Source organism: Aeromonas sp. R4-3 (genome assembly GCF_040908275.1).
Taxonomy (GTDB): Bacteria; Pseudomonadota; Gammaproteobacteria; order Enterobacterales; family Aeromonadaceae; genus Aeromonas; species Aeromonas rivipollensis.
On the sequence record NZ_JBFODK010000037.1, the window covers coordinates 18,810 to 42,584 of the forward strand.

22 protein-coding genes are annotated in these 23,775 nt (G+C 64.0%); 2 read left to right on the plus strand and 20 right to left on the minus strand.

From position 1 onward, the window contains the following. Positions 1-86: 86 nt before the first annotated feature. The 7 genes from proX to AB5Y91_RS12980 form a co-directional block, all read right to left on the minus strand. The gene (proX, locus tag AB5Y91_RS12950; RefSeq protein WP_368169960.1) at positions 87-1,088 is read right to left on the minus strand and encodes a glycine betaine/L-proline ABC transporter substrate-binding protein ProX; all 1,002 of its coding nucleotides are present in this window, start codon (positions 1,086-1,088) and stop codon (positions 87-89) included. Then, complete coding sequence (gene proW / locus AB5Y91_RS12955; RefSeq protein ID WP_368169961.1) at positions 1,085-2,233, minus strand: glycine betaine/L-proline ABC transporter permease ProW; 1,149 nt, start codon at positions 2,231-2,233, stop codon at positions 1,085-1,087. Before proW ends, proX begins: the two co-directional genes overlap by 4 nt. Further along, positions 2,230-3,426 (minus strand): glycine betaine/L-proline ABC transporter ATP-binding protein ProV, encoded by a 1,197-nt coding sequence (gene proV / locus AB5Y91_RS12960; protein ID WP_368169962.1) that lies wholly within the window; start codon positions 3,424-3,426, stop codon positions 2,230-2,232. The genes proW and proV overlap by 4 nt, the downstream gene beginning before the upstream one ends. A gap of 461 nt (positions 3,427-3,887) precedes the next feature. Continuing rightward, entirely contained in the window at positions 3,888-4,382 is a 495-nt protein-coding gene (gene folA, locus AB5Y91_RS12965; protein ID WP_234690598.1) for a type 3 dihydrofolate reductase, read from the minus strand. Between the two features lie 24 nt (positions 4,383-4,406). Then, positions 4,407-4,874, minus strand: coding sequence for a threonine/serine exporter family protein (locus AB5Y91_RS12970; RefSeq protein WP_041205157.1), 468 nt, complete (start codon positions 4,872-4,874; stop codon positions 4,407-4,409). Further along, complete coding sequence (locus tag AB5Y91_RS12975) at positions 4,871-5,668, minus strand: threonine/serine exporter family protein (protein WP_262108469.1); 798 nt, start codon at positions 5,666-5,668, stop codon at positions 4,871-4,873. Before AB5Y91_RS12975 ends, AB5Y91_RS12970 begins: the two co-directional genes overlap by 4 nt. A 221-nt stretch (positions 5,669-5,889) precedes the next feature. Continuing rightward, positions 5,890-6,228 carry a DUF3135 domain-containing protein gene (locus tag AB5Y91_RS12980; RefSeq protein WP_171275580.1) on the minus strand — a complete coding sequence of 113 codons (339 nt, stop codon included), beginning with the start codon at positions 6,226-6,228 and terminating at the stop codon, positions 5,890-5,892. Positions 6,229-6,631: 403 nt separating this feature from the next. On the opposite strand from AB5Y91_RS12980, the gene mog reads away from it, so the two are divergent. Next, positions 6,632-7,162 (plus strand): molybdopterin adenylyltransferase, encoded by a 531-nt coding sequence (gene mog / locus AB5Y91_RS12985; RefSeq protein ID WP_368169963.1) that lies wholly within the window; start codon positions 6,632-6,634, stop codon positions 7,160-7,162. 37 nt (positions 7,163-7,199) lie between these two features. Here the strand turns inward: mog and AB5Y91_RS12990 are convergent, their stop codons facing one another. From AB5Y91_RS12990 to AB5Y91_RS13000, 3 genes are all read right to left on the minus strand, one after another. Then, positions 7,200-7,547, minus strand: coding sequence for a DUF2541 domain-containing protein (locus AB5Y91_RS12990; RefSeq protein WP_368169974.1), 348 nt, complete (start codon positions 7,545-7,547; stop codon positions 7,200-7,202). 240 nt (positions 7,548-7,787) lie between these two features. Next, positions 7,788-8,543, minus strand: coding sequence for a DNA/RNA non-specific endonuclease (locus AB5Y91_RS12995; RefSeq protein ID WP_368169964.1), 756 nt, complete (start codon positions 8,541-8,543; stop codon positions 7,788-7,790). Positions 8,544-8,786: 243 nt separating this feature from the next. Beyond that, a complete protein-coding gene (locus AB5Y91_RS13000; protein WP_163137387.1) occupies positions 8,787-9,764 on the minus strand; it encodes a cytochrome-c peroxidase in 978 nt (325 codons plus the stop codon). A 449-nt stretch (positions 9,765-10,213) separates the two neighbouring features. On the opposite strand from AB5Y91_RS13000, the gene AB5Y91_RS13005 reads away from it, so the two are divergent. Beyond that, positions 10,214-10,939 carry a carbonic anhydrase gene (locus AB5Y91_RS13005; protein ID WP_368169965.1) on the plus strand — a complete coding sequence of 242 codons (726 nt, stop codon included), beginning with the start codon at positions 10,214-10,216 and terminating at the stop codon, positions 10,937-10,939. A 72-nt stretch (positions 10,940-11,011) separates the two neighbouring features. Here the strand turns inward: AB5Y91_RS13005 and AB5Y91_RS13010 are convergent, their stop codons facing one another. From AB5Y91_RS13010 to AB5Y91_RS13055, 10 genes are all read right to left on the minus strand, one after another. After that, positions 11,012-11,920: a pseudouridine-5'-phosphate glycosidase gene (locus AB5Y91_RS13010; protein ID WP_368169966.1), complete on the minus strand. Its 909-nt coding sequence runs from the start codon at positions 11,918-11,920 to the stop codon at positions 11,012-11,014. After that, entirely contained in the window at positions 11,914-13,005 is a 1,092-nt protein-coding gene (locus tag AB5Y91_RS13015; protein ID WP_368169967.1) for a PfkB family carbohydrate kinase, read from the minus strand. The genes AB5Y91_RS13010 and AB5Y91_RS13015 overlap by 7 nt, the downstream gene beginning before the upstream one ends. A 143-nt stretch (positions 13,006-13,148) precedes the next feature. Next, the gene (nirD, locus tag AB5Y91_RS13020) at positions 13,149-13,508 is read right to left on the minus strand and encodes a nitrite reductase small subunit NirD (protein ID WP_171275575.1); all 360 of its coding nucleotides are present in this window, start codon (positions 13,506-13,508) and stop codon (positions 13,149-13,151) included. 47 nt (positions 13,509-13,555) lie between these two features. Beyond that, positions 13,556-16,129 (minus strand): nitrite reductase large subunit NirB, encoded by a 2,574-nt coding sequence (nirB, locus tag AB5Y91_RS13025; protein ID WP_368169968.1) that lies wholly within the window; start codon positions 16,127-16,129, stop codon positions 13,556-13,558. Between the two features lie 26 nt (positions 16,130-16,155). Beyond that, a complete protein-coding gene (locus AB5Y91_RS13030) occupies positions 16,156-16,977 on the minus strand; it encodes an ABC transporter ATP-binding protein (protein ID WP_043129991.1) in 822 nt (273 codons plus the stop codon). Between the two features lie 31 nt (positions 16,978-17,008). After that, a complete protein-coding gene (locus AB5Y91_RS13035) occupies positions 17,009-17,968 on the minus strand; it encodes an ABC transporter permease (RefSeq protein ID WP_368169969.1) in 960 nt (319 codons plus the stop codon). Positions 17,969-17,982: 14 nt separating this feature from the next. After that, positions 17,983-19,341 carry a CmpA/NrtA family ABC transporter substrate-binding protein gene (locus AB5Y91_RS13040; protein ID WP_368169970.1) on the minus strand — a complete coding sequence of 453 codons (1,359 nt, stop codon included), beginning with the start codon at positions 19,339-19,341 and terminating at the stop codon, positions 17,983-17,985. 288 nt (positions 19,342-19,629) lie between these two features. Then, positions 19,630-20,211 (minus strand): ANTAR domain-containing response regulator, encoded by a 582-nt coding sequence (locus AB5Y91_RS13045; protein WP_226171693.1) that lies wholly within the window; start codon positions 20,209-20,211, stop codon positions 19,630-19,632. A gap of 125 nt (positions 20,212-20,336) precedes the next feature. After that, positions 20,337-21,095 (minus strand): uroporphyrinogen-III C-methyltransferase, encoded by a 759-nt coding sequence (gene cobA / locus AB5Y91_RS13050; RefSeq protein WP_081934461.1) that lies wholly within the window; start codon positions 21,093-21,095, stop codon positions 20,337-20,339. Between the two features lie 29 nt (positions 21,096-21,124). Next, positions 21,125-23,749: a molybdopterin-dependent oxidoreductase gene (locus AB5Y91_RS13055; RefSeq protein WP_368169971.1), complete on the minus strand. Its 2,625-nt coding sequence runs from the start codon at positions 23,747-23,749 to the stop codon at positions 21,125-21,127. Between the last annotated feature and the right edge of the window lie 26 nt (positions 23,750-23,775).

Here is a 23,775-nt window from a genome sequence, read left to right on the forward strand (position 1 = left end):
GCAAGCGGCTGACCATAAAAAACGCCCGGCAATGGCCGGGCGTTTTGCTTGCTGACATCCATGGACTGGGCCGCGCCGAGGGGGGTTTAGCCCGCAGAGTTGTCTTGCGCTGCAGCGCGCGCCTGAGTCAGCCAGTCATCGACCAGGGCTTCATGCCCCTTGAGCCAGGCATCGGCGTGGCGCTCCACATCCGCCGGCTTGTTCTGTCCCTTGTTCATCAGGCCGTTCTGGATGTTGATGTCGTTCAACGGCAGCTTGACGATGCTGAACAGCTTGGCCGCCGCCGGGTTGGCATCGGTGAAGGCCTTGTTGGCGACTATGTGCATGGTGTTGACGGCAAAACCGTAGTTCTTGCCGCTCGGCAGCCGGGTCTTGTCCCCATCAGGGGCATCGGCGGGCACCTCCAGCCACACCACGTCCTTGCCCGGCACCAGCTCGCTGCTGAGCCAGTAAGGGGTCCAGGTGTAGTAGAGCACCGGCTTGCCGGCCTGGTAACGGGCCAGGGTATCGGCGATCAGGGCCGCGTAGTTGCCCTGCTTGTGGGTGACTGTCGGGGTCAGGCCGAACTCGTCCAGATGATGGTTGATGGCCCCTTCGCAGCCCCAGCCCGGGTTGCAGCCCACCAGATCGGCCTTGCCGTCGCCATCGCCGTCAAACAGCGCCGCCAGCTTGGGATCCTTGAGCTGACCCAGGTTGGTGATGCCGTACCGGGCAGCTGTCTTCTTGTCGATGAGGTAGCCCTGGGCGGCGCCGGCCACATAGGTGCCCTGACGGAAGAACACCTTGTCTCCCCCTGCCTGCTCGTACTTGTTGTCCTGCAGCGGTATCCAGTTGAAGGCGAGGAAGGTCCCATCCCCCTGCGCCACCGAGGCGTAGGCCACGTTGTAGTCCACCTCCTGGGCGGGCTGGACATCATAGCCGAGACGACCCATCAGCTTGCTGACCAGCAGGCTCTGGAAGGCCTCCTCCGGCAAGGAGCTCTGCAGGGGCTGCACCTTGACCCCCTCCCCCGGCAACGCTGTGCTGGCCATGGCGAGGGAACTCAGCAGCAGGGCGCTCAGGGTCAATCCTTTGGTGATCTGTTTCATGCATTTACTCCTTTGTAATCGAGGGATTTACCGCGGCCGCACAGGCGCAGCAGCAGGGCGACGGGGCCGCGCTGATACCAGCGGCCGGCCCGGCTGCGATCCGGCTGCCCCATCGCCTGGGTCAGGCGGTCGAGGACTATGGCCAGCAGCACTATGCCGAGGCCGCCGATGGAGGCGAGCCCCATGTCGAGGCGGCCTATGCCGCGCAGCACCATCTGCCCCAGGCCGCCGACCGCTATCATGGAGGCGATCACCACCATGGAGAGCGCCAGCATCAGGGTCTGGTTGACCCCGGCCATGATGGTGGGCATGGCGAGCGGCAGCTGTACCTTGAACAGCAGCTGGGAGGGGCTGGCACCGAACGAGTGGGCCGCCTCCACCAGATCGGCGGGCACCTGGCGGATGCCCAGCATGGTGAGGCGGATCATCGGCGGCAGGGCGAAGATGACGGTCACCACCACCCCGGGCACGTTGCCTATGCCAAACAGCATGACGATGGGGATGAGGTAGACGAAGGCCGGGGTGGTCTGCATGGCATCCAGCAGCGGCCGGGTCCAGGTGGAGAGCCGCTCGCTACGAGCCAGCAAAATGCCGACCGGCAAGCCTATCAGCACGCAGAAGAAGAGGGAGGTCAGCACCAGGGACAGGGTCACCATGGCATCGGACCAGGCACCGATAAGGCCGATCCCAACAAGAGACGCGAGCGTGCCGAGCGCCATGCGGCCGCCCACCAGCTGCCAGGCGATCAGGGTCAAGAGCCCCATCATCAGGGTGGAGGGCACAGTCTGCAGCAGCTGGGTCATGGCCCCCAGGGCCAGCTCCACAGGGGCGCGGATCAGCTGGAACACAGGTCGCAGGTTCTCCACCAGCCAGCCGATGCCCCCCTCGACCCAGGTATCCAGCGGCACCAGGGCCTGCTGGAAGGGATCCAGCCAGTCGACGGCGGCACTGCTATCGACCGTTGCGATCTGGCTCTGCCAGTCTGCCGCCTCTGTGGCCGTACTGCCCCAGGGATCCTCGGCTGTGGTGGTGGTCGCAGCGCCCCAGGGATCGGCCTGTGCCTCGTCGGCCCAGGCGGGAGCGCTCGTCAATAACAACAGCGCCAGCAAACCGGTCAACAGACGGTTCAAGAGGTTGAGATTCATACCGGGGTACTCCTGTCCAGGGTATTGAGCAGATTGGCCTTGGAGATGAGTCCCAGATAGGTGCCATCCTCCTCGACCACGGGCACCTGACAGGGTGCGGCGGCCACCTGGCTGATGAGTTCGTTGAGGGAGGTGTCGGCCAGAATGGGCTGGATGTCCGCCAGCAGCGCCTGCTCCAGGCTCCCCTTGTCACGGACCGCCTGACCGAGCGACTCGACCGAGACGACCCCGAGGAAGCGGCGGCTGCGATCCACCACGTAGCCGTATTCCCGCTCCAGCTCCTTGAGCTGGCGCAGGGCGTTGCCCGGCCCGTCCGTGGTGTGTTTCTTGATAAGCGGCATCTGCTTGCGGCTGGCCACATCCCGGGCGCTGAAGACGTTGGCGAGATCCACCCCGCGAAAGAAGGCGCGCACATAGTCGTTGGCGGGCTGGTTCAGGATCTCGTCCGGGGTGCCCACCTGCACCAGCTGGCCGTCCTGCATGATGGCGATGCGATCGCCGATGCGCATCGCCTCGTCCAGATCGTGGGAGATGAAGATGATGGTGCGCTGCTGACTCGCCTGCAGCTTGAGCAGCTCGTCCTGCATCTCGGTACGGATCAGGGGATCCAGCGCGGAGAAGGCCTCGTCCATCAGCAGTATGTCGGGATCATTGGCCAGCGCCCGGGCCAGGCCGACCCGCTGCTTCATGCCGCCGGAGAGGGCGTCGGGGAAGGCGTCGATCCACTGCCCCAGCCCCACCTGGTGGAGCGCCTGACGGGCACTCTGCTGGCGCTCCGCCAGCGGCACCCCGGCCAGCTCCAGGCCGAAGGCGGTGTTTTCCAGCACGCTCAGGTGGGGCATCAGGGCGAAGGACTGGAACACCATGCTGATCTTCTTGCGGCGCACCTGGCGCAGTTCGCGCTCCGAGATGGCGGCTATGTCCTCGCCATCGATCAGCACCTGGCCACGGGTCGGCTCGATCAGCCGGTTGAAGAGACGCACCAGGGTAGATTTGCCCGAGCCGGAGAGACCCATCACCACGAAGATCTCCCCCTCGTTGATGGCCAGATTGACATCCTGGACCCCCAGGGTCTGCCCGGTCTTTTGCAGAATGCTGGCGCGGTCGTGCCCTTTCGCCAGCAATTTGAACGCCTTTTCCGGATGTTCTCCGAAGATTTTATAGAGCGATTTCACTTCGAGTTTGACTGTCATACTGTCCTTTTTCTATGGTCGGCATATTGCTGTTCCTGCTGCCGAACGCGCACCAATTACTTTCAACACTAAACAATTAAGCCAGGCAACAAAAGAACCATAAGAGTCCACAAAAATAAGTCACGACATAAACAACTGATTTTTATAACTTATTTAAGGCAACAAAAATTCAACAGATGACCGAAATTGATCGGGAAAGCATGAGGCAGCTGCATAAATAGTCCGTTTATTATCCATATCATGAGTAGAATCAAGGGGGTGAGGGGCATAAATGAGGGTAACCCCCGGACTGAGGCCCCCTTTCATCAAGACCCATAAAACTATTACAACATTAATCATATTTAATCCCTGTGAAGGGGGGGTGATTTAGGGGAGGATTGAGCAGGAAAGGAGCCTATGCAGGGCGGCAAAGTCGCAAAAAAAAGCCCCTCGCAGTGGAGGGGCCTTGCTGACGGGAGGGATTAGCGTCGCTGCCAGGTTTCGAAGCAGTAAGGATGAGGGTTCTTCTCGTCGGGCTGATGGGGATCGCTCTCGGTGCGCACCCAGTCCCCCTCATCGAAGGCGGGGAAGCGGGTATCCCCTGCCACCGCCAGATCGATGCGTGTCAGATAGAGACTGTCGGCCCGGGGCAGCAGCTGGCCATAGAGATGACCACCGCCAATCACCATCAGCTCCTCTGGCGCCTCGGCCTCAGATAAGGTGGCCAACACTTCGTCGACGGATGAAAAAACCTCTACGCCTGGCGCTTTGAACCCTGGATTACGGCTAATGACCAGGTTTCGACGCCCGGGCAGCGGGCGACCTATGGACTCGAAGGTCTTGCGCCCCATCAACACCGGCTTGCCCAGGGTCACCCGTTTGAAGTGGGCCAGATCCGCCGGCAGGTGCCAGGGCATCTGGTTGTCCAGGCCGATCACCCGATCGTGGGCCATGGCGGCAATCATGGAGATTTTCATGGTGTCAGCCTCTCACACAACCATTCATATTATGGGCCGATTACGGTACACGACCAGGGAGGGTATCGCCAGCCCGAAGCTCAATGCGCCTACTATAAAGATAGCCTTCAAACCGTTCTCCACCGCGCTCTGGATAAGCTCCATGGTCACCCCGGAGATGTTGAGCTCCACTATGGCTATCATCGCCTTGAAGGCATAGCTGCCGGGGATCATGGGGATGATGGAGGCGACGCTGAACACCGGACGCGGCGCCAGCAACCGGCGCGACCAGTAGACGCAGACAAAACCGACAGTGGTCGCCGCCGCCAGGGTGGCCCACTCGATAGGCATGCCATAGTGGATGAGCAGGGTGCGCAGGCTGTGGGCCAGGGCGCCGCCCATGGCACAATACTTCAACATCCTCGGCGGCACGTTGAACAGCATGGCAAAGCCCACTGCCGGAATGGCCGACCAGAAGGCATCCTTGGCCAGCAGCCAGATCAAATCCATCATACCCTCCACCCCCAGATCCCGGTGACCGACATGGCGAGAATAATGCCTATCGCCGCGCTGATGGTGAGCAGGGTCGCCATGCCCCAGCGGGCCAGCCCCAGGTTGAAGTAGCCCTTCACCATGTCGGAGACCGCATTGATGAGCGGAAAACCCGGCACCAGCAGCAAGACGCTGGCCGCCATGGCGAGATAGGGTTGGTCTCCCCACTGGAAGTAGGTGGCGCAGGAGGCGATCAGGGTGGCGACGAAGCCGGTCGCGGCGAAGTTGATGAGCGGACTGTGGTGATGGCGAGCCATCAGCTGGCGCACTCGCATCGCCACCGCAGCGGCGATGAAGGTCACCAGGAAGATGGGCCAGTCGCCGCCGAACAGCAGACTGAAGGCGCCGCAGGAGAGCCCCACCATGGGCACTACTAGCCAGGGGTGATAATGGAACGGCACTATGCCGTCGAGCCGCTGGCGCACCTCCCGCACACCGATCAGCTCCTTCTCCGCCAGGATGCAGATGCGCTGGACCTCGCACACCACCTGCATGTTGATCCCCTGATCCCGCACCCGGCGGGTGGTGGTGACGCAACTCCCCTGATAGAGGCTGGTGAGCACTATGGCGCTGGCGGAGATGGCCATCTCGACACTCTCCAGCCCCAGCGCCAACCCGAGCCGGACCGTGGTCTGCTCTATGATGCGCCCCTCGGCACCATGCTGGGCCAGCAACTGACCCACCTTGACGATGATCCGGGTGATCTCTGTCTGTTGCTCCCGCGACAGCACCCTTCTTGGTGTGATACTTCTCATAATCCCTTAGAGTCGTAGCAAGATGAAATGTGCCGAGATATTACCTCAAGCGTTATATTCCTTCATCCATATCTGCGGATTTAGCGGGCCGCCATGTTATTAAATGAGTGTGCAATGTGAATTTGCAGCAAATAAAAAACAAACCACCCTGTTTATTAACATTGAGTGGTTTTCGCTGAAGAAAATATTGAAAATAACGGAGCAGGGTGGCGACCAATAAATTATTTATTCCTCGGATGATCCGCCAGCACTATCACATTGTCTGGCGGCAGCCTCTCTTCGGCTTGCACCAGAGACTCCTCCTGCAGCTGAATGATGTGGCGGCGCATGGCATACACGGAGTCGTGCATCATGTTGGCAATCCGGATGCAGCTGTCGAGATTGTTCCTGGCCAGACGGCGCTGGCAATCGATGCGAAACTGCAGGCCCCGCAACCGCCGCTGCCGATCCGGCCCCACCTGCGCTATCAGGGCCTCTATCTGCTGGTGCAGCAAGGCATCGAGCCGCTCCGGCTCGGCCAGGGCCCAGTGTTTGAGCGTATCAAAATCTGGCAGCTCCATATCCCCTCCTGGCCAGACTCCTCCCACATCCAAGTGCGACCACGCCCGGCACATCATTTCGCTGTCCATAGGAAGGTTATATAAGATGGTGGGGATTTTGGGTCTGCCGGCTCCGAGTCACAGGAGTCCGCTTTTTCATCCAGTGGGCGGATATTGGGCGAGAGGAAAGATTAATTCTTTAGGATTCATGAAATTATAGTGATGCCCCATGCGTCACTTTTTTTATAAATTTTAAAGGCTTTTATGGCTCTTCTTATTCCCTATTCATCGATAGCGAATAGATCTGCTTTTCGTTCGACTCTCAATTTAGACCTTGCCATGTCGCACCCAAGCCGATGGTTTAACATATCTCACTGATTATGTTATTTTATTTACCACTTTTTCCAATGACCAAGGGTTGAGCATGAGCAAGGCAAGAATCGGTATAGTCACCGTCAGCGATCGCGCCAGCGCGGGCATCTATGAAGATCTCTCCGGCAAGGCCATCATCGACACCCTTGACGCTTATCTGACCTCGGAGTGGGAACCCGTCTATCAGGTGATCCCGGATGAGCAGGATCAGATTGAGGCGACCCTGGTTCGGCTGGCGGATGTGGAGTCATGCTGCCTCATCGTCACCACGGGCGGCACAGGGCCGGCCAAGCGGGATGTGACGCCGGAAGCCACCGAAGCCGTGTGCGATCGCATGATGCCGGGCTTTGGCGAGCTGATGCGGGCCGAGTCACTCAAGTTCGTGCCCACCGCCATTTTGTCACGCCAGACCGCCGGCCTGCGCGGCAGCTCCCTCATCGTCAACCTGCCGGGCAAGCCCAAGTCCATCCGCGAGTGCCTGGATGCGGTCTTCCCTGCCATTCCCTACTGCATCGATCTGATGGACGGGCCCTATCTCGAGTGCGACGACGCCGTCATCAAGCCATTCCGCCCCAAGAAATAGCTAAATGGACGGGGGATGTTAAGCCCCCGCTCCTCTCTTATTTACGGCCGTACACCTTGACCCCCGCCTTGCTCCCTTCCGAATTGCCATAAACCTCGATCCGCTTGATGCAGACCCGGCTGCCGAGGGACTTCCAGCCGGACTCCTGATCCTCTTTCAGGTTCTTGTCAAAATGCAGTGTCTTGCTGCGGTCATTGCCGTAGATCACCTTGACCCTGTCGAGGGTCAGCTCCCGCCCCGCCTTGACCATGATGGACTTGGCCGGACGACAGATGATGACGGGAATGATGGCAGCATGGTCGCCCACCCCCAGCAGCATGGTCTTGCCCAGCCGAAATTCATCATCGGCCATGGCCGGGGCCACAACCCCGCCGAGCAGCGCCATCGGCACCAGGATGCGCAAGGCGCGAGTGAAGGGGGATGAGAGATGAAGAGAAAACAGAGCTGACATTATGCCTCCTGAAAAAAGGGGGCATGATAAGGGCCCGTAGCCAAACCCAAGCTGTACTGGAGCTGTACCAGGGGGCAAGGAAATAGCCAGGCGAGGCTCATTCCGATGATGGCACCTCACACCCGGGACCTGTGATGACAGGGACTCAGGCCCCCGTCATCACCTCTGGGGAGACTAGTTGCCCCACATGGTCATCAGCTGGGATTCCATGGCCTCTTCCGCCTCATCCGGCAGCGCGGCGAAGAAATCGAGCCCGGTCTGCTCCTCCACCGCATCCACAGTCACTATGTAGTCCGCAAGCCGGCTGGCCGACACATTCTCCTGGGGCAGGATGAAGGCGATGGCTTCCTGGTTGGCCACGTCCATCACCACCCTGTAATAGGCATGGGGCACAGTCACGCCATTGCCGATGGCGCCATCGGAGTTGGTGAAGATGGGGCCCGTGATCACCTGGACATTCTCATAGGCGATGGCCCACTGCCGGGTCTTCTCCTCCAGAATACGCCAGGCCCCCTGATTGAGGGCCGGCAACTGCGGCGTCATGTTGGTCAGCAGGAAGCTCTGCTTCATGGTGGTGGCGCTGGTACGCATGTCCGCCGCGGGCGCCTGATGGCCGCGATCAAAGCCCGAGCCCTTGTAGTCCGCCAGGGTGGCGCGGTACTGCACCGGCACCTCCTTGTCTTCGGCGAAGGCATCCTTGCGCGGCACCTGCCCCTGGGCGCTGGCCGCCGTCATCCGGTAAGAGACCCAGTCAGAGACCTTGGTGTCGTAGTTGTAACCGGCGGCATAGCCCTCCCGGCACAGCAGCTGACTGGATTGACCTGGCACCCCCAGGGTGACGTGATCCTTGCACTGGAAGCCCACCGCCAGGGTCGGAAAAGTGGTGAGAGTAAATCCGATAGCCAGAACTAATTTATTGATATTATTCATTATTATGCCACTCCTTGTGTTAGGCGGAGTGATTTGACACCAGGTCGGATGAGCAAGGCAATCGCACAAATAGCGAGCAGTGCGGAAATGTGAGGGGGGCGGCAGATCGGTGAAATCCCTGTCGCCAGCTGGGGGATTGCCATCCCGTTCTCGCTGTGACAGGAACGACACTTTGACTTGGTTATCAGATAGATAGGCAGACAAAAAGCGGAGCCACCGGCTCCGCCACTCTCCTCATTCCGCTCAGCTCTTCACCTCAGGCCTGGGGGTATCGGGCCGGGACGGCGGCAGTATGGGCAGCACTATCTGCGGCTGCTCCCCGGTCAGGCTCTCGAGGTAGGCGGTCATGTCGTCGGCCTCCTGCTCGCTCAGGCGCTGGCCGAGCTGGATGTCCGCCATGATCTGCACCGCCTCCTTGAGATCCCAGACGGCACCGTCGTGGAAGTAGGGGTAGGTCAGTTCTATGTTGCGCAGGGTGGGCACCTTGAACCAGCCGATGAGCTGCGGCTCGCCGGTCACGGCGCCGCGCCCCTGGGCCGGGTTGTCGGTCTGGTAGTGCTTGACCAGCCCCATCTTCTGGAAGGTGTTGCCACCTATGGCGACCCCGTTGTGGCAGGCGGTGCAGCCCTTCTCCTTGAACAGCTGATAGCCCTTCAGTTGCTGCGCCGTCAGCGCCTTGCCGTCCCCCTTCAGCCAGCGATCGAAGGGGGCATTGGGGGTGATCAGGGTCTCCTCGAAGGCGGCGATGGCATCGGTGACTTCATCTATGCCGAAGTCCGCCTTGCCATAGACAGCATCGAAGCGGGCGCGGTACTCGGGCAGGGTATGCAGGGTGCCCACCGCCAGCTTGTGGGTGAAGGCCATCTCAAGCGGGTTCTCGATGGGCCCGGCCGCCTGCTCCTTCAGATCCTTGGCGCGACCATCCCAGAACTGCACGAAGTTGAGGCTGGAGTTGAGCACGGTCGGGGAGTTGATCGGCCCCTCCTTCCACTTGTGGCCGAGGGAGCTAACCTGATTATCCACCCCGCCGGTTGCCAGGTTGTGGCAGGAGTTGCAGGAGATGGCATTGGATTTTGACAGTCTGGGCTCGAAGAACAGCATCTTGCCCAGCTCGACTTTCGCCGGGTCTTTCACCTTGGCGGCCTCGACCGCTTGTATCGGCTCACTCGCCCACCCCATCCCGGGCAAGGCCAGTGCCAGCAGCAGACAATATTTATTCATCTTTTTTCTCTCCCTTGAGTCTGCGAACAATCGCAGCCTCAGCCTGCCCGGGAAAGGTTCTCTTTTATTTGCCCAAGATCAATATAGGTTACAAAAAACCACAATAAAAACAATGCATTGATTTATTTCAGGCGGAGTAACGGCGGGGACTTGCGAGGTAAAAACAAGCTGAATTTCGATGCGTGAATTATGAGCTAATTCATCAGCAACGACAGCCTATTAATTAGATTGCTGTCATTGAATAAAGCGATTATTCAATATGCAGTGGCGACCGCCCGTTAATTAGATCCATTTAATATGCATCATAAATATGAGCCGTTGTCGCCACCAATAATAAAGAAGCCGGTCTGAACCGCTGTTCCCCTTATTTCAGACGATGCCATTTGTTATTCCTTCACTAAATCAAGGAGGCGAATGGTTGTGCTTTTCAATCAAGATAAGGATATATGATGAGAAAGTCCCTGCTGGCCGGCGCCCTGCTGCTCTGCCCCACGGCCTTCGCCGCTACTGTGCACTGGGAATACAGTGGTGAGGCCGGCCCGGCGAAATGGGCAAGGCTGACCCCGGAGTTTGGCCAGTGCGCCGGCAGCAACCAGTCGCCGGTCAACCTCACGGCTCTGGTGGAGGCCGAGCTGGCGCCGCTGCAGTTCCACTACCTGCCAGGCGGCAAGACGCTGGTCAACAATGGCCACACGGTACAGGTCAACTATGCCCCCGGCAGCACCTTGCAACTCGACGGTATGGCGTTCGAACTCAGGCAGTTCCACTTCCACGCCCCCAGCGAAAACCTCATCGAGGGCAGGTCCTACCCCCTGGAGGGGCACCTGGTGCACGCCAACGACAAGGGGGAGCTGGCGGTGGTAGCGGTGATGTTCGAGGCGGGCCGCGCCAACCCGGCCCTGAGCCAGGCCTGGCAGGCGCTGCCAGCCAAGGCCGGGGAAACTCGCGCCCTCGAGGTGCCGCTCTCGGCAGAGCAACTGCTGCCCACCCAGCGCGACTACTACCGCTTCAGCGGCTCGCTGACCACACCGCCCTGCTCGGAAGGAGTGCGCTGGCTGGTGATGAAGCAGCCGGTGCAGGTGAGTCAGGCCCAGATCGACGCCTTCAAGGCGGTGATGCACCACCCCAACAACAGACCCGTCCAGCCTCTCAACGGACGCCAGGTGCTGCAATAGGGTTTTATGTAAGCGATTTTCGCAATAAAAAGAGGGCCTATTGGCCCTCTTTTGCATCTATCACAAAGATGTTTACAGGCTGGCGGCAATCTTTGCCCCCAGGGCGGCGTTGTTGAGTACCAGCTGGATGTTGGCCGCCAGGGAGTTGCCGCCGGTCAGCTCGCACACCCGCGCCAGCAGGAAGGGGGTGGATGCCTTGCCCTTGACGTCCTGCTCGTCCGCTTCCTGCAGCGCCTGGGCAATGGCCGCATCTATGTCGGCCTTGGGCATGGCAAACTGGGTCGGGATCGGGTTGGTGACCACGGCGCCACCGGCCAGCCCCAGCTCCCACTTGAGGCGCAGCGCCTCGGCAATGGCCGCCGGGGTGTCGAGGCGGTAATCCACCTTGAAGCCACTCTCGCGGGTGTAGAAGGCTGGCAGCTCATCGGTCTGGTAGCCGATGACGGGCACCCCCTGGGTCTCCAGGTACTCCAGGGTCAGGCCGATGTCGAGTATGGACTTGGCACCGGCGCAGACCACGGCCACCGGGGTCTGGGCGAACTCCTGCAGATCCGCCGAGATGTCGAAGGTCTCCTGGGCGCCGCGGTGCACGCCGCCGATGCCGCCGGTGGCGAACACCCGGATCCCTGCCATGGCGGCGATGATCATGGTGGAGGCGACCGTGGTTGCCCCCAGCCCCTTGTTCGCCAGCACGAAGGGGATGTCGCGGCGGCTGCACTTGGTGGCGGCGTGACCGGCCTTGCCCAGCGCCTCCAGCGCCCCCGCATCCAGACCCACCTTGAGGCGGCCATCCAGAATGGCGATGGTGGCCGGCACGGCGCCGTTGTCGCGCACCACCTGCTCCACCTGGCGCGCCGTCTCCACGTTCTGCGGATAGGGCATGCCGTGGGAGATGATGGTGGACTCCAGGGCAACGACGGGTTTGCCGGCGGCCAGGGCAGCAGCGACTTCTGGTTGGATATCGAGATAAGCGTTCAACATGGGTACTCCTCCAGCATGCGTTCAACGGCGGCCTTGGATAGGCCGGAAAAGACGGTATCGGAACAATTGACGGTGAGGGCGGCGCAGCCAAGGGCGAAACGGGTCGTCTCCATGATGCCCTGCTCCTGCAACCAGGCATGGGCCAGCCCTGCCATGAAGGCATCGCCGCCGCCGGTCACGTTGACGACAGGGCTGCCGAGCACGGGCAGATGGCCCTGGCACTCCCCGTCGCTGTAGAAAATCCCCTGATCGCCGAGGCTCAGGAACAGCCGCTGCACCCCGGCGCGGTGGAACCAGGCCGCCGCCATGGGCCAGGTGTCGGGCCCCCCGATGGTGAAGCCGCACAGCTGCTCCGCCTCGGTGCGATTGGGTTTGAGGGTGTGGATGCGGTGCAGCCAGGGGCGGATCTTCTCCACCTTGGCCACCGACACGGTGTCCACGAAGATGATGTGCTCCCCCTGGCGCTCGAACAGCCAGTCCAGGGTGTGGGTGGCGAGGTTGGTGTCGAGCACCCAGAGCCTGGCCGCGCCGAGAAAACCGCTCAAGGGGGCGAGCCGGGCTGGGGTCAGCTGGTCGATGATCCCCATGTCGTTGACGGCGCAGCTCATCTCGCCGCTGCCATCGTGCAGGCTGAGATAGCAGGAGGTCGACTGACCCTCCAGTACCAGCACCTGGCGCACGTCGACGCCGGCGCGCTGGCTCACCTCCAGCAGGTGATGGCCGTACTGATCATTGCCCACGGCGGTCAGCAGCCGGGTGTCGGTGCCGAGGCGCGCCAGGTTCTCGGCGATGTTGCGCCCCACCCCGCCGGCGGAGGTGCGCACCCGGCCCGGGTTGGAATCCCCGATGCGCAGGTTGTCGTGGCTGCAGCCACAGATATCCATGTTGGCGCCGCCGATCACCACGGCGTAGGGGCCTTCACGCAGCACATAGCCGCGGCCTTGCACATAGCCCTGGCGCATCAGGCTGGAGATATGGCTCGCCAGCGCCGAGCGGCTGATGCCAAGCCTGTCCGCCAGCTCCTGCTGGGCAATCATGGGATCCTGGCGCAGCAGGGCGAGGATCTCTTGCTCACGTTCCGTCATAGACAAACATCCAGTTACAAACGTTTGTCCATTATTTCCGAAAAACGTTTACCCGCCATCGTCTCGTGCAAAAATTGTCGACTTGCGCACAAAAAATCACCGGGCAAGCCCGGTGATCCTTGATGACAATCTACACAGCCCCATCAGCCCAGTTGCACCCAGACAGCGCCGCCTTCCAGTCGCACCGGCCAGCAGGCGACACTCAGGGCCGGATCATCCAGGCAGCGGCCGTCCATCAGGGCGTAGCGCTGCTTGTAGAGCGGTGAGGCGACCACGGGTTCGCCCCCGGCATCCCCCACCAGGCCGCGCCCGAGCACCGCCACCCCGGCCTGGGGATCCACCCCGTCCAGGGCATAGACCCGTTCCCCAAGGCGAAACAACGCCAGCACCCGCCCCTCCAGCCAGGCGCTGCGCCCGGCTTGCTCCGGCAGCGCCGCCAGCTCGCATACCCGATGCCACTGCCCATGCTCAGGGTGCACTGTGCCCTCCTTGAAATCCTTCATATCACCTCCTTGATGCTGATGGCGGGCGTGCAACCCGCTGGCCCCGCTCATACCACCTCCTTGATAGAGATATCCGGCACCCACTGACCCCGCTCCTCACGGCGCGGCGGTGTCTCGTCTTCGATCCGGTTGACGAAGGCCTCGAACAGCTTCAGCTTGTCCGGGTCCGCCAGGGTACTCTTCCATTCGCACTGCCAGCTGCCGACTATCTCCCCCATCATGGCCTCCAGCTCGTCCCCGATGCCGAGCCTGTCTTCGATGATCACCGACTTGAGGTAGTCGAGCCCCCCTTCCATGTTCTCCATCCAGACCGAGGTGCGCTGCAGCCTGTCCCCGGTGCGTACATAGAACATCAGCAGCCGGTCGATGTAGCGTATCAGGGTCTGCTCGTCCAGATCGGTGGCGAACAGGTCGGCGTGGCGCGGCCGCATGCCGCCGTTGCCGCACACATAGAGGTTCCAACCCCGCTCGGTGGCGATGACGCCGATGTCCTTGCTCTGAGCCTCGGCACACTCCCGGGTACAGCCTGAGACCGCAAACTTCAGCTTGTGGGGAGCTCGCAGTCCCTTGTAGCGGTTCTCCAGGGTCTGGGTCAGGGTCATGGAGTCCTGCACCCCGTAGCGGCACCAGGTCGAACCCACGCAAGACTTCACGGTGCGCACCGACTTGCCGTAGGCCTGACCTGTCTCGAAGCCCGCCGCCACCAGCTCGCCCCAGATGGCGGGCAGCTGATCGACCCTGGCGCCGAACAGATCGATGCGCTGACCGCCGGTGATCTTGGTGTAGAGGCCGTACTTGCGCGCCACCTCCCCGATGGTGATGAGGCCCTCCGGGGTGATCTCCCCACCGGGGATGCGCGGCACCACAGAGTAGGTGCCGTCCTTTTGCAGGTTGGCGAGGAAGGCGTCGTTGGTATCCTGCAGGGCGCGGTGGGGCTTCTCCAGCACGTGCTCGTTCCAGAGCGACGCCAGAATGGAGGCGACCGTCGGCCGGCAGATGTCACAGCCCAGACCCTGGCCATGCTTGTCTCGCAGCGCCTCGAAGCTCTTCAGCTCGCCGACACGGGCCAGGTGATAGAGCTCCTGGCGCCCGTAGGCGAAGTGCTCGCACAACCCCTTGTCCGCCTCGACCCCAAGATCCGCCAGGGTTTGATCCACCACCTGCTTGAGCAGGTTGCTGCAGCCGCCGCAGCCGGTGCCTGCCTTGGTGCAGCTCTTCACCGCCGACAGCTCGTGATTGCCCGCCCGAACGGCGGCCACCACGTCCCCCTTGCTCACGTTGTGGCAGGAGCAGAGGATGGCGCTGTCCGGCAGCACCAGGGGTGCGGGGGCCGTGCCCGCCTCTCCCACCAGCAGGGAGAGCGGCGGCTGGGGCAGCGCCACCCCGTTCTGGTAGTACTGCAGCAACCGCTCATAATCGGCTCCGTCCCCCACCAGGATGGCGCCGAGCAGGCGATTGCCCTCGCCGTCTGTCACCAGCTTCTTGTAGATGCCGTTGACCCTGTCCAGCAGCAGCAGCTCCTGGGCCCCGGCAGTGCTGGCGTGGGCGTCGCCGATGGAGCCCACGTCCACCCCCATCAGCTTGAGCTTGGTGGACATGTCGGCCCCGACGAAGCGGGTCTCGCCACCGCACAGGCTGGCCACGGCGGCCCGCGCCATCTGGTAGCCGGGTGCCACCAGGCCGAAGATGCGCCCCTGCCAGAGCGCACACTCGCCGATGGCGAGGATGGCGGGATCCGAGCTGTGGCAGCCGTCGTCGATGCAGATGCCGCCGCGCTCCCCGACGTTCAGCCCGGATTGGCGGGCCAGGGCGTCGGCGGGGCGGATGCCTGCCGAGAACAGCAGGACATCGGTCTCAAGATGAGAGCCGTCCTTGAAGCGCAGGCGGTGGCGAGCCTGCTCCCCCTGCTCGATGCACTCGGTGGCCTTCTCCACCAGCACCTCGACCCCGAGCGCCTGAATCTTGTCTCGCAGCACGGCGCCGCCGCTCTCGTCGAGCTGCACCGGCATCAGCCTGGGGGCAAACTCCACCACCTGGGTCTTGAGCCCGAGCAGGCGCAGGGCGTTGGCCGCCTCCAGCCCCAGCAGGCCGCCGCCGATGACCACGCCGCTGCGGGCCTGGGCGCAGGCATCGCGGATGGCGGCGAGATCCCCCAGGGTGCGGTAGACGAAGCAGCCCTCCCGCTGATGGCCGGGGATGGGGGGCACGAAGGGCACAGAGCCGGTCGCCAGCACCAGACGGTCGTAAGGGAACTGCTCGCCGTTGGCGAGCGTCAGGGTGCGGGCGGCCCGGTCGAGCACCTCCACCTCGGCCCCCAGCCGCAGCGCAATGCCGCTCTCTTCATACCAGGCAGGATCCGCCATGCGCAGCGCCTCCGGAGCCTTGCCGCCGAATACCTCGGAGAGGTGCACCCTGTCGTAGGCGGAGTCCGGCTCGGCCCCGAACACCGTCACCTCGAACCGGTCGAGACCACCGGCCGCCACCAGCTGTTCGACGAAGTGGTGACCCACCATGCCGTTGCCCACCACCAGCAGGCGTTGCTTTTCGGCGGATCCGGCGCTCTGGCGATCGATCAGGTCCACGCCGTCGCCGATCACCCACTGTTGCTCTTTGTCAGTCATATCTCTCTTCCTTGAATCCGGTGGGCTCAGGCGCGCAGCTTGCTGCGCACTTGCCCGGCTGCCTTGAGGGGGGTCACCTTGCGCTGCTTCTCGTAGAGGAAGCGCAGCACCTGCTGGCGCAGCTTGTGATAGTGGGGGTCATCCGCCAGGGCGACCCTGTCTCTGGGCCTCGGCAGATCCACGGTCAGGATCTCCCCGACGGTGGCACTGGGGCCGTTGGTCATCATGACGATGCGATCGGAGAGCAGCACCGCCTCGTCCACGTCGTGGGTGATCATGATGACGGTGTTGCCAAGCTCCGCCTGGATCGCCATCAACGCATCCTGCAAATGGGCCCGGGTCAGGGCGTCGAGGGCACCGAACGGCTCGTCCATCAGCAGTACCTTGGGGGAGAGCGACAGGGCCCGCGCGATGCCGACCCGCTGTTTCATGCCCCCCGACAGCTCGTGGGGCATCTTCCGGCTGGCGTGATCCATCTGCACCAGGGAGAGGTAGTAGTCCACCCGCTCCGCCACCGCCCGCTTGTCAGGCTCCACCTGGCCCACCGCCAGCGCCACGTTCTGCTGGACGCTGAGCCAGGGCAGCAGGGCGTGGTTCTGGAACACCATGGCCCGCTCGGGCCCCGGCCCCGCCACCTCGCGGCCATCGAGGATGATGCCGCCCAGGGTCGGCTCCAGCAGCCCGGCCACCAGGTTGAGCACCGTGCTCTTGCCGCAACCCGAGTGACCGATGAGGGAGACGAACTCCCCCTTCTCGATGCGCAGGTTGACCCGGCTGAGGGCCTCGAAGCTGCCCTGCTCCGTCTCGAACGAGATGCCGACGTCGCTTATCTCCAGATAACTCTTCATTGGCTCTTCTCCTGCCTGAATAGAAATGTGATTAACGCAGCACCTGGCGCTTGTCCCAGGACAACCACTGCTGCAGGGCCAGCATGCCCCTGTCCAGGGCGCAGCCGATGAGGCCTATGGTGATCACCGCCACCATGATGCGGGCCAGGGAGGCCGAGCCACCGCTCTGGAACTCGTCCCACACGAACTTGCCGAGCCCCGGGTTCTGTGCCAGCATCTCGGCCGCGATCAGCACCATCCAGGCCACCCCCAGGGAGAGCCGCAGCCCGGTGAAGATCATGGGCAGGGCGCCGGGCAGCACGATACGGCGCACGTGGGTCACAAAGGAGAGGCGCAGCACCCGGCTGACGTTGTGCAGGTCGCTGTCCAACCCCGCCACCCCGACTGCGGTGTTGATCAGGGTCGGCCAGAGGGAGCAGAGGGTCACCGTCAGCGCCGAGGTGAGGAAGGACTTGGCGAGCCAGGGACTCGGGTTTGCGTAGAGGGCACTCACCACCAGCGTGATGAGCGGCAGCCAGGCCAGGGGGGAGACCGGCTTGAGCAGCTGGATCACCGGGTTGGCGGCGCGATAGAGCCCCTGGTTCATGCCAAGCAGCACCCCGCACGGGATGGCGATCAGGGTCGCGAGCCCGAATCCGCACAGCACGGTGAACAGGCTGGTGGCTATCTGATCGAAGAAGGTGGGGCGCCCGGTGTAGGGGCGCAGCTTCACCTCGGCCGCCGGATCCGCCGCCAGCCGCTCGGCGTTGCGAACCTGCTGGCGCTCGAGGAAGGCGCTCGCCTTCTCCCGCTCCGCCAGGTGATCCTGGCCGAGGGACCAGAACTGGCTGGCGGTGGCGAGCGGCCCCGGCAGGGTGCCCAGGCTGGTCTGCACCTGACTCGCCCCCCACTGCCAGAGGCCGAGGAACAGCAGCACGCCGAGCAGGGGCTGCACCAGGGTTTTCAAATTGATGGCTTTCCAATTGATGAATGGCCACTTGTGTCGTTTCATTGCGTTCTCCTCGCTCATTGCACCCGCTCATCGCCCTTGAGGCCGATGGCGAACTGCTGCAGATAGGCGTTGGGGTGGCGGCCGTCATAGATGAGGCCGTCGATGAAGCCATCCTGGGGGCCGCGATAACCCTGCTCGCTGGCAAAGTCGGGGAAGTCTTGCGCCTTGAGCTTGCCCTCGGCGATCAGCGCCTCGGCGGCCTGGCGATAGACCTCGGGTTGATACACCGCCTTGGCCACCTGCTCGAACCAGGCGTCCGGCCTGGCCTCGGGGATCTGGCCCCAGCGCCGCATCTGGGTCAGATACCAGATGGCGTCGGAGTAGTAGGGATAGGTGGCGTGGTGGCGGAAGAAGACGTTGAAGTCAGGCAGCTGCCGCTTGTCCCCCTTGGCATACTCGAAGGTGCCGGTCATGGAGCTGGCGATCACCTGCTCGTCGGCACCCACGTACTCGGGTTTGGCCAGCATCCTGGCCGCCTCGCGCCGGTTGCCGTTGTGTTCGGCATCCAGCCACCAGGCCGCCCGCAGCAGCGCCTTCACCAGCCGGACATGGGTGTTGGGGTGGCGCTCTGCCCATTGCCGGGTGACGCCGAACACCTTCTCCGGGTTGTTGCGCCAGATCTCCTGATCCGTGATGACGGGCACCCCTATACCCTTCGCGACCGCCTGCTGGTTCCAGGGCTCCCCCACGCTGTAGCCGGCGATGGTGCCCGCCTCCAGGGTGGCGGGCATCTGTGGCGGCGGCGTCACCGACAGCAGCACGTCCGCCTGGCGCTGGCCCGAGTTGTCGCCGAGCTTGGGTGCGTAGAAGCCGGGATGCAGGCCGCCCGCCGCCAGCCAGTACCTCAGCTCGTAGTTGTGGGGGGAGACGGGGAACACCATCCCCATGTTGAAGGGCTTGCCCCCCTGGCGGTACTCCGCCACCACGGGCTTGAGGGCGGCGGCGCTCACCGGCGGTGGCACCTCTCCTGCGACCGGCTTGGGCAGTTGGGTGGCCATGGCCGCCCAGACGCTGTTGGCCACCGTGATGGCGTTACCGTTGAGATCCATGGCGAACGCCGTCACCAGCTCGGCCTGGGTGCCGATGCCGATGTGGGCGGCCAGGGGTTGGCCCGCCAGCATCTGGGCGCCATCCAGCTCGCCGTCGATCACCCGATCCAGCAGGATCTTCCAGTTCGCCTGGGCCTCCAGGGTCACGTAGAGCCCCTCGTCCTCGAAATAGCCCCGCTCGTAGGCCACCGCCAGCGGCGCCATGTCGGTCAGCTTGATGAAGCCGAGTCTGAGCTCCTCCTGCTCGGGGGCACCCACCACGGCCAGCACCGGCAGCGACAGCACCGCCAGCAGCATCCCCGCACATCCTTGTCGTCTTTTCATTCCAGTCCCTCGCTCGGTTCCTTGTTCCGGGCTGTCACCCTCCTGCCTCGTTGCAGGATGGCGACCAAAAAAAAGCCCCACCGATCCGGGATCGGTGAGGCCTCTTTGCCCTGTTGCGAGTGACGGGCCCTGGGCGCCATCACTCCTTGTATGTTGGGTAATTCACTTTTCGTGCCAGATTGGCCAAGCCGCATCGGACGGCCTTTCCCGGCTTTTTCTTCCCTCCTTTTCCCCCCTGTTTGCCTCAATTAGGCGCAATTGCACCAAAACGGTTTGCCAGCGGGGCGCTCAGGCGGGCAATGCCTGCAGCAGTTGCCGCGCCAGCTCCCCCAGGCTCAGGTGGCGGCTCATGGCGGTGCTGCGCATCAGGCGATAGGCCTGCTCCTCATCCAGCCCCTGATGACGCATCAGGCGCCCCTTGGCCTGCTCGATGAGCCGCCGCTCCACCAGCTTCTGGCGCAGCTCGCTCTCGGTCTGCATCAGGGTCTGCACCATGGCGAGCTGGCTGCGGGCGAGCCGCAACCACTGCTCCACCGGCTCCCGCTCGCCGCAGGGGTGGGGCACCAGCAACACCCCCTGCTGCAGCAGGGCGAGCTGGGTATCGCCCCCGAGCCGCTCGCAGAACAAGAGGCGCGGCATGTCGGGCCAGAGGGAGAGGCCGAGGCGCACCTCGGCGCCGAACTGGCGGCAGCTGACCAGCAGGGCCTCCCCCTGCTCCATCGGGGTCAGCAACTGGCGGGTGTCGAGGATCCTGGGCTGATGACCGTAGTGGCTGACCAGCAGGGCCAGGCGATTGGCCTGGCCCGGATCATCGGCGTGGATCAGCAGGCGGGAGGAGGGGCCATCCTGGCCCCGGGGAAGAGTAGTCATGGCGCTCCTTGCCAACGGCTATCGCAACGTGTCTGCTGCCAATGCCGCAACATGAAGGCCAACTATTTGAATCTACCTCCTTTTTATCCATCAGGAGGTAGTAGGGGTAGAGGGGGAAACCCGGCTCAGGCTACCCGCTCCATGGTCTGGTTCAGCAGGGCCTGCAGCTCGGCGCCAAGGTTCACCACCTCCCCCATGATCATCAGCACGGGGCTCTGGCCGAGCAGGGCACGGGCGGCCTGCTCCAGTCCCTCCAGCCGGGCGTGATGGACCTGCTGGCGCGCACTGCACCCGGCCACCACCAGCGCCACCGGCAGATCGCCCGAGGCCCCCGCCGCCAGCAACCCCTGCCGGATCTGGGCCGCCCGCTCCAGCCCCATGTAGAACACCAGGGTATGGCCGGCCCGGGTCAACCCCTGCCAGCCCCGATAGTCCCCCTCGTCCATCAAATGACCCGTCACCAGGGTCAGGGAGCGGGCCAGCCCTCTGTGGGTCAAGGGAATAAGAGTGCTGGCGGCGCAGCCCAGGGCCGCCGTGATACCAGGCACCAGCTCGGCCTCGATGCCGTGGCGGGCCAGGTGCAGCGCCTCCTCCCCGCCCCGGCCGAACACCAGGGGATCCCCCCCCTTGAGCCGCACCACCCGCTTGCCGGTGCGGGCCAGCGCCAGCAGCAGGGCATTGATCTCCTCCTGGGTCGGGCTCGGCTCGCCGCAGCGCTTGCCCACGTCGAAGCGGGCCGCCCCCTGGGGGATCCGGGCCAGGATCTCGCTCCCCACCAGGCGGTCATAGACCACCACTTCTGCCGCCTCGATGCGGTGCAGGGCGCGCAGGGTCAACAATTCGAGGGGCCCGGGGCCCGCTCCTACCAGACTGATTTGGCTCATCGCACACTCCTTGTGTTGCTGCCCAGGCCTCAGGCCTGGGCGATATAGACATGCTTGATCAACAACTTGTCGATCTCTGGCAGGCAGGTGCCACAGTTGCTGCCGCAGCCGAGCAGGGCCTGCAGCCCCGCCAGCTCGCTCACCCCCTGCCGGGTGATGGCATCGACGATGCGCTGCTCCGACACCCGCAGGCAGGAGCAGACCAGTCGGCTCTCACCGGCCAGGGCCTGGCCCAGGGTCTGGCTCAGGGCCCCCGTCTGCAGCGGCGTGCCGAGCAGGCTGGCCAGCAGATCGACCTTGATGTCCGGTCGCCGCTCCCCCACCAGCAACAGGCCCTCGATGCGTTCCCCGGCCAGGGCCAGGGCGAGCCAGCCCTCCTTCAGGGGGAGCCGCAGCCAGCGCCCCTGGGTTGCCAGCCGCTGCCACAGGAGTTCGGGGGCCTCTGACCAGGAGGCCAGCAGGGTGCAGTTGCCCTCGGGCAGAGGGCGTCTGGCCCACCAGTCCACCGGCTCGCGCCAGTCCCGGCGGCCGCACCAGAGCCCCTGCCAACGGGTGGCTTGCGCCCTGGCCTGCACCCGCCCCTGCTTGAACATGGGCTGGCCGGAGAGGGGATCCACCACGGCGGCGATGAGGCGGTTGACCGCCCCCTGGCTGCACTGGCTGTCGGTCCAGTGCATGGGCAGGAAGGCTTCCCCTTCCCTGAGCCCCTCGTCCAGCCCCACCAGCAGCAGGGCCTCCCCTAGCTCGTTGTGAAGGCGCACCAAGTCCCCCTCCCTGGCACCGAGCGCCAGCAGGCTGGCGGCCCCCACCCGCACCCTGGGCCAGGGCTCGGCCTCCTGCAACCTGGGCACGTGACCGGTGCGGGTCATGGTGTGCCACTGATCACGCAGCCGGCCGCTGTTGAGGAGCAGGGGGAGATCCTCCCCTCGGGGGGCGGCATCATGCTGGGGGGGGAAGTGCTGGGCCAGGGGCAGCAGGCGGGCCCGGCCATCCGGGGTGGCAAAGCGCCCATCCTCGAACAATCGGGCCCTCCCCTGGGGCCAGTCAGCGTTGACGGGCCAGCTCAAGGGTTCCAGCGCCTCGAACTCGGCGCGGCTCAGACCCGCCAGCCCCGAGATGTCAAACTGGCGGCGCCCCTGGTTCTCGAAGCCGGAGAGGGCGGCGTGCTCGCAGAAGATCTCGTGCTCGTGCTCATAGGCGAACCCCTCGCCAAAACCGAGCCGGCGGGCGAGCTGGGTCAGCGCCCACCAGTCTGGCCTGGCCTCCCCCGGCAGGGGCAGAAAGGCGCGTTGTCGACTGATGGTGCGCTCGGAGTTGGTGACGGTGCCGCTCTTCTCCCCCCAGGCGGCGGCGGGCAGCAGCAGATGGGCGAGGCGCGCCGTGTCGGTGTTGGCCGTCACCTCCGAGACCACCAGCAGCTCACAGCGGCTCAGGGCTTCGCGCACCCGGTTGCCGTCCGGCAGGGAGACCGCCGGGTTGGTGCCGAGCACCCAGAGGGCGCGGATCTCCCCACGGTGCACCGCCTCGAACAGCTCGACTGCCTTGCGCCCGGGCCCGCGCACCATGGTCGGACTCTGCCAGAAGCGCCGCACCCGATCGCACTCTTCCTCGCCAAAGCTCATGTGGGCGGCGAGCTGGGTCGCGAGCCCCCCCACTTCGCGCCCCCCCATGGCGTTCGGTTGCCCCGTCATGGAGAAGGGGGCCGCCCCCGGCTTGCCGATGCGGCCGCACATCAGGTGGGCGTTGATGATGGCGTTGGCCTTGTCCACCCCCTGGTTGGACTGGTTGATCCCCTGGCAGAACAGGGTGACCGTCTTGGGAGTGCGGGCAAACAACTGGTAGAAGCCGAGCAGATCGCTACGGGAGAGGCCGCAGCAGCGGGCCACTTCGTCCAGTTGCCAGGCGGGATCGTCCAGCGCCGCCGCCAGCGCCTCGAAGCCGCTCACGTGTTGCGCCACATAGGCCTTGTCCCAGCCGTCGCTGTCGAGCAGGTAGCGGCACAGGCCGTTCCACAGCGCCACGTCGCTGCCGGGCTTGAGGGCCAGGTGCAGATCCCCCTGCTCCGCCGTCATGGTACGACGGGGATCCAGCACCACCAGCTTGAGCTCGGGGCGCCGTGCCCGCGCCTGCTGCAGGCGGCGAAACAGCACGGGATGGGTCCAGGCGGTGTTGGCACCGGTGAGCACCACCAGATCCGCGAGCTCCAGATCCTCGTAGCAGGCGGGCACCAGATCCTCCCCGAAGGCGCGCTGGTGGGCCACCACCGCCGACGACATGCAGAGCCGGGAGTTGGTGTCCACGTTGGCACTGCCCAGATACCCCTTCATCAGCTTGTTGGCGACGTAGTAGTCCTCAGTGGTGAGCTGGCCCGACAGATAGATGCCGATGGCCTCGGGCCCGGACTCGGCCAGGATGGCGGCAAGGCGCTGCGCCAGGGTGTCCAGCGCCTCATCCCAGCCGATGCGCTGCCCCATCCAGCGCGGGTAGAGCAGGCGATCGGGGAACGCCAGGCTCTCCAGCAGGCTGGCCCCCTTGACGCACAGGGCGCCGCCATTGGCCGGATGCTGTTCATCCCCCTGCAACTGCCAGTTGTCGCCCTCCCGGCTCAACCGGATGCCACACCCCACTCCACAATAGGCACAGGTGGTCTTCATTCCCTCGCTCCTTGTCGCCGGCGGCC

Excerpts from the sequence above, each read along its gene's own strand:
- AB5Y91_RS13055 (WP_368169971.1), bottom strand. The coding sequence starts at position 23,749 with ATGAAGACCACCTGTGCCTATTGTGGAGTGGGGTGTGGCATCCGGTTG.
- nirB (WP_368169968.1), bottom strand. The coding sequence starts at position 16,129 with ATGACTGACAAAGAGCAACAGTGGGTGATCGGCGACGGCGTGGACCTG.
- AB5Y91_RS13030 (WP_043129991.1), bottom strand. The coding sequence starts at position 16,977 with ATGAAGAGTTATCTGGAGATAAGCGACGTCGGCATCTCGTTCGAGACG.
- AB5Y91_RS12970 (WP_041205157.1), bottom strand. The coding sequence starts at position 4,874 with ATGATGGATTTGATCTGGCTGCTGGCCAAGGATGCCTTCTGGTCGGCC.
- nirD (WP_171275575.1), bottom strand. The coding sequence starts at position 13,508 with ATGAAGGATTTCAAGGAGGGCACAGTGCACCCTGAGCATGGGCAGTGG.
- proW (WP_368169961.1), bottom strand. The coding sequence starts at position 2,233 with ATGAATCTCAACCTCTTGAACCGTCTGTTGACCGGTTTGCTGGCGCTG.
- AB5Y91_RS13040 (WP_368169970.1), bottom strand. The coding sequence starts at position 19,341 with ATGAAAAGACGACAAGGATGTGCGGGGATGCTGCTGGCGGTGCTGTCG.
- AB5Y91_RS12975 (WP_262108469.1), bottom strand. The coding sequence starts at position 5,668 with ATGAGAAGTATCACACCAAGAAGGGTGCTGTCGCGGGAGCAACAGACA.
- proX (WP_368169960.1), bottom strand. The coding sequence starts at position 1,088 with ATGAAACAGATCACCAAAGGATTGACCCTGAGCGCCCTGCTGCTGAGT.
- proV (WP_368169962.1), bottom strand. The coding sequence starts at position 3,426 with ATGACAGTCAAACTCGAAGTGAAATCGCTCTATAAAATCTTCGGAGAA.
- cobA (WP_081934461.1), bottom strand. The coding sequence starts at position 21,095 with ATGAGCCAAATCAGTCTGGTAGGAGCGGGCCCCGGGCCCCTCGAATTG.
- mog (WP_368169963.1), top strand. The coding sequence starts at position 6,632 with ATGAGCAAGGCAAGAATCGGTATAGTCACCGTCAGCGATCGCGCCAGC.
- AB5Y91_RS12980 (WP_171275580.1), bottom strand. The coding sequence starts at position 6,228 with ATGGAGCTGCCAGATTTTGATACGCTCAAACACTGGGCCCTGGCCGAG.
- AB5Y91_RS13035 (WP_368169969.1), bottom strand. The coding sequence starts at position 17,968 with ATGAAACGACACAAGTGGCCATTCATCAATTGGAAAGCCATCAATTTG.
- AB5Y91_RS13015 (WP_368169967.1), bottom strand. The coding sequence starts at position 13,005 with ATGACGGAACGTGAGCAAGAGATCCTCGCCCTGCTGCGCCAGGATCCC.
- AB5Y91_RS12995 (WP_368169964.1), bottom strand. The coding sequence starts at position 8,543 with ATGAATAATATCAATAAATTAGTTCTGGCTATCGGATTTACTCTCACC.
- AB5Y91_RS13005 (WP_368169965.1), top strand. The coding sequence starts at position 10,214 with ATGAGAAAGTCCCTGCTGGCCGGCGCCCTGCTGCTCTGCCCCACGGCC.
- AB5Y91_RS13045 (WP_226171693.1), bottom strand. The coding sequence starts at position 20,211 with ATGACTACTCTTCCCCGGGGCCAGGATGGCCCCTCCTCCCGCCTGCTG.
- AB5Y91_RS12990 (WP_368169974.1), bottom strand. The coding sequence starts at position 7,547 with ATGGCGCTGCTCGGCGGGGTTGTGGCCCCGGCCATGGCCGATGATGAA.
- AB5Y91_RS13010 (WP_368169966.1), bottom strand. The coding sequence starts at position 11,920 with ATGTTGAACGCTTATCTCGATATCCAACCAGAAGTCGCTGCTGCCCTG.
- AB5Y91_RS13000 (WP_163137387.1), bottom strand. The coding sequence starts at position 9,764 with ATGAATAAATATTGTCTGCTGCTGGCACTGGCCTTGCCCGGGATGGGG.
- folA (WP_234690598.1), bottom strand. The coding sequence starts at position 4,382 with ATGAAAATCTCCATGATTGCCGCCATGGCCCACGATCGGGTGATCGGC.